This window comes from Mycobacterium sp. (genome assembly GCF_050701675.1).
Taxonomy (GTDB): Bacteria; Actinomycetota; Actinomycetes; order Mycobacteriales; family Mycobacteriaceae; genus Mycobacterium.
Genome location: NZ_JBOGDD010000895.1, coordinates 1 through 3,536, shown reverse-complemented (window position 1 = coordinate 3,536; position 3,536 = coordinate 1). Strand labels below are relative to the sequence as shown.

Sequence of the window (3,536 nt, the reverse complement as noted above, 5' to 3'; positions counted from 1 at the left end):
CTCTACAGCCAGTGGTTTCGGCGAAATGTCAGGTACAGGAACGTGCACGTCGTCGCCATCACTAGCAGGACGGCCGGGTAGCCGTACGTCCACGAAAGCTCGGGCATGTGCTCGAAGTTCATGCCATAGATGCCGGCGAGCGCCGTTGGTACCGCGGCTATGGCGACCCACGCCGAGATCTTGCGCATGTCGAGGTTCTGCTGCATCGACACCTTGCCGACGGCGGCCTGCACCAGCGAGCTGAGCACCTCGTCGTAGCTGGCAACCCGATCCGACGCCTGCGTGTTGTGGTCGAGAACGTCGCGGATGTAGCGCCTGACCTCCTTGGAGATGAGGTCGTTGTGGTCGCTGCCCAACCGCTGCAGGGCCAGGTTCAGCGGGCCGACGGCCCTGCGCATCTCGACGACTTCCCGCTTGAGCAGGTAGATGTGCTCGATGTCGGTGTCACTGGTCGGCGAGAAGACGTTCTCCTCCATCGCGTCGATGTCGTTCTCGACGAGATCGGTGACCTCGAGGTAGTGGTCGACGACGTGGTCGGCGATCGCATGCAGCACGGCATAGGGACCGAGCGCACAGTTCGAGGGCGTGCTGTCCATCCGCTTGCGCACCGCGGCGAGCCCGCCGTGATCGCCGTGGCGGACCGTCACCACGAAGTCCGGGCCGACGAAGATCATGATCTCACCGGTCTCGACGATCTCGCGGGCCATGGCCACCGAGTCGTGTTCGACGTACATGATGGTCTTGAGCACCAGGAACAGGGTGTTGTCGTAGCGTTCGAGCTTCGGTCGCTGATGGGCGTGGACCGCGTCCTCGACGGCCAGTTCGTGCAGGCCGAAGACGTCGGCGACGGCCTGCATCTGGTGTTCGTCCGGCTCGTGCAGGCCGACCCAGACGAAGGCCCGCACGCCGTCCATCTGAAGTTCGCGGACCTTGTTCAGGGCGGCGGCATGGGTGTACTTGCCCGGCAGGCGTTGGCCATCGGCGTACACCCCGCAGTCGACCATCGCCCGCGCAACGGGGACGTGGATCGAATGTGCGTCGGGCTCCCGGAGTCGACGGCCGGCGGGTCGCAACATCGACGGCTGCAGCGCGCGGAAAGACGGCACGATCGACCTCCGCTCAGCGGGTGGAACAGCCCCGTAGGACCCCGAAACGACGTCCCAGATGCTACGCCCAAAGGCTGGGAGCGCGTGGTTCGCAAGCGGTCAACCCGGCCAGGTGAGACGCCGTCGTGAAGTAACCTGACGCGATGGCCGAATTGACTCGCACGCCTCAGGTAGTCATCGATGACGCCGCGATCTTCGACGCCCACGAGGGCGGCAAGCTCTCAGTGGCGCTGAAGTCGCCGCTGGACACGCAGCGTGCCCTGTCGATCGCCTACACCCCTGGCGTCGCCCAGGTCAGCCGCGCCATCGCGTCCGATCACACCCTCGCGGCCAAGTACACGTGGGCCAACCGGCTCGTCGCGGTGATCAGCGACGGCAGCGCCGTCCTCGGGCTGGGGGACATCGGTCCCGCGGCGTCGCTTCCGGTGATGGAGGGCAAGAGCGCCCTGTTCAAGACGTTCGGTGGCCTCGACTCGATCCCGATCGTGCTGGACACCAACGATCCTGACGAGATCGTCGAGACCATCATCCGACTGCGCCCGACGTTCGGCGCCGTCAATCTCGAGGACATCTCGGCGCCGCGCTGTTTCGAGATCGAGCGCCGCGTCATCGAGGCGCTGGACTGCCCCGTGATGCACGACGACCAGCACGGCACGGCGATCGTCGTGCTCGCCGCGCTGCTTGGCGCGACCAAGGTGCTCGACCGTGACATGCACACGCTGCGCGTCGTGATCTCCGGTGCGGGAGCCGCCGGTGTCGCGTGCGCCAACATCCTGCTGGCCGCGGGAATCCGCGACATCACGCTGCTGGACAGCAAGGGGATCGTGCACACGGGCCGCGACGATCTCAACCCGTTCAAGGCGGAGCTGGCCGAGAAGACCAACCCAAGGGGCCGCACCGGTGGCATCGCCGAGGCGATCGAGGGCGCGGACATGTTCCTCGGGCTGTCGGCCGGCGTGGTGCCCGAGGAGATCATCGCCAAGATGGCGCCCGGCGGCGTCGTCTTCGCGCTGTCGAACCCCGACCCCGAAATTCACCCTGACGCGGCGCGCAAGTACGCGGCCGTCGTCGCGACCGGGCGCAGCGACTACCCGAACCAGATCAACAACGTGCTGGCGTTCCCCGGCGTGTTCCGCGGTGCGCTCGACGCGGGCGCCCGCCGCATCACCGAGGCGATGAAGGTGGCTGCCGCGGAGGCGATCTTCTCCGTCGTCGGTGACGACCTCGCCGTCGACCACATCGTGCCGAGCGCTTTGGATCCGAGGGTGGCGCCTGCCGTCGCCGCGGCGGTAGCGGCAGCGTCGAAGGTCTGAGCCGCTTGATGGCCCTCCGCCGGTTGGCGGTCGCGCTTGCCGTGCTGCTGATCGCCGGCTGCGGGAATGCGCCCCCGCCGCCATCCATCGCCGTCGGCGCCGGTCCTGACGCGGAGTCGACGCTGCTGGCCCACGTGTACGCGGCGGCGCTGCGGTCCTACGGCAGCCCGGCACGCGTCGAACAGAGCCCCGATCCGGTCGGGGACCTCGATACCGGGGACGTCGAGGTGGCGCCGGGGCTGACGGGGCGGCTGCTGCAGCGGTTCGACCCCGGCGCCACCGCGCGTGGTGGAGAGCAGGTGTACCGGTCGATGATCTCGGCCCTGCCCGAGGGAATCGGTGCTGGCGACTATGCGCAGTCCGCCGAGGACAAGCCCGCGCTGGCCGTCACGGACGCGACGGCCAAGGCCTGGGACGGGCGCGACGTCGGTGCGCTGGTCGAGCACTGTCGCGGGCTGTCGGTCGGCGCGGTCGCGGGCGACCGCACGCCCACCGCCGTCGCGGCGTGCCGACTTCCCGTGCCCGTCGAATTCCCGGACGCCGCATCGCTGTTCGCCGCGCTGCGGTCGGGCCGGGTCGGAGCCGCGTGGACGTCCACCGCCGCCACCGGCGTGCCCGACGACGTCGTCGTGCTCGGTGACCGGACGTCGACCATCCGGGCGCAGAACGTCGTGCCGCTGTACCGGCGCAACGAGTTGAGCGAGCGTCAGGTGTTGGCGCTCAACGAGATCGCGGGCGAACTGGACACTGGATCACTGGCCGACATGCTCGCCCACGTCGCCGAGGGCGCCGACCCCGGCGCGGTGGCCGACGAGTGGCTGGCCGCCCACCCCCTCGGCAAGTAGCCCCCTCCTCCTTGCGCGAGCGTGCGTGTCTGTACACGACACGCCGCTCAGATCTGTACCCCTGCGCACGTTCGCGCGGCGGTCAGGAGCGTCAGTGCACCGGCGGCATCAACTTCGAGGTGACCGTCGAAAAGAGCTTCTGATAGCCCGACCCGGTGATGCGCACGATGACGTCGAGCACCTTTGCGTCGGGACCGACGAGGACGCGGGCCTTGTTCTTGCGGACGGCGTCCAGGATGATCGTCGCCGCCTTCTCGGGCGTGGTCATGGTC

3 protein-coding genes and 1 pseudogene are annotated in these 3,536 nt (G+C 68.5%); 2 read left to right on the top strand and 2 right to left on the bottom strand.

Going from position 1 to position 3,536, the window contains the following annotated elements; genetic code table 11:
• Positions 1-2 precede the first annotated feature (2 nt).
• Positions 3-1,106, bottom strand: coding sequence for a magnesium/cobalt transporter CorA (corA, locus tag ACRDUX_RS27135; protein ID WP_526418325.1), 1,104 nt, complete (start codon positions 1,104-1,106; stop codon positions 3-5).
• A 143-nt stretch (positions 1,107-1,249) separates the two neighbouring features.
• Between corA and ACRDUX_RS27130 the strand changes: the two genes are divergently transcribed.
• The gene (locus ACRDUX_RS27130; protein WP_526418323.1) at positions 1,250-2,419 is read left to right on the top strand and encodes an NAD(P)-dependent malic enzyme; all 1,170 of its coding nucleotides are present in this window, start codon (positions 1,250-1,252) and stop codon (positions 2,417-2,419) included.
• 8 nt (positions 2,420-2,427) lie between these two features.
• Positions 2,428-3,264 (top strand): glycine betaine ABC transporter substrate-binding protein, encoded by an 837-nt coding sequence (locus tag ACRDUX_RS27125; RefSeq protein ID WP_526418321.1) that lies wholly within the window; start codon positions 2,428-2,430, stop codon positions 3,262-3,264.
• Positions 3,265-3,355: 91 nt separating this feature from the next.
• On the opposite strand, the pseudogene ACRDUX_RS27120 reads toward ACRDUX_RS27125, so the two are convergent.
• Positions 3,356-3,536: pseudogene (locus tag ACRDUX_RS27120) on the bottom strand (acetoin dehydrogenase); the annotation flags it as partial.

Bases quoted from the DNA above. Each gene is read 5' to 3' on its own strand.
- ACRDUX_RS27130 (WP_526418323.1), top strand. From the start codon at position 1,250: ATGGCCGAATTGACTCGCACGCCTCAGGTAGTCATCGATGACGCCGCG.
- ACRDUX_RS27125 (WP_526418321.1), top strand. From the start codon at position 2,428: ATGGCCCTCCGCCGGTTGGCGGTCGCGCTTGCCGTGCTGCTGATCGCC.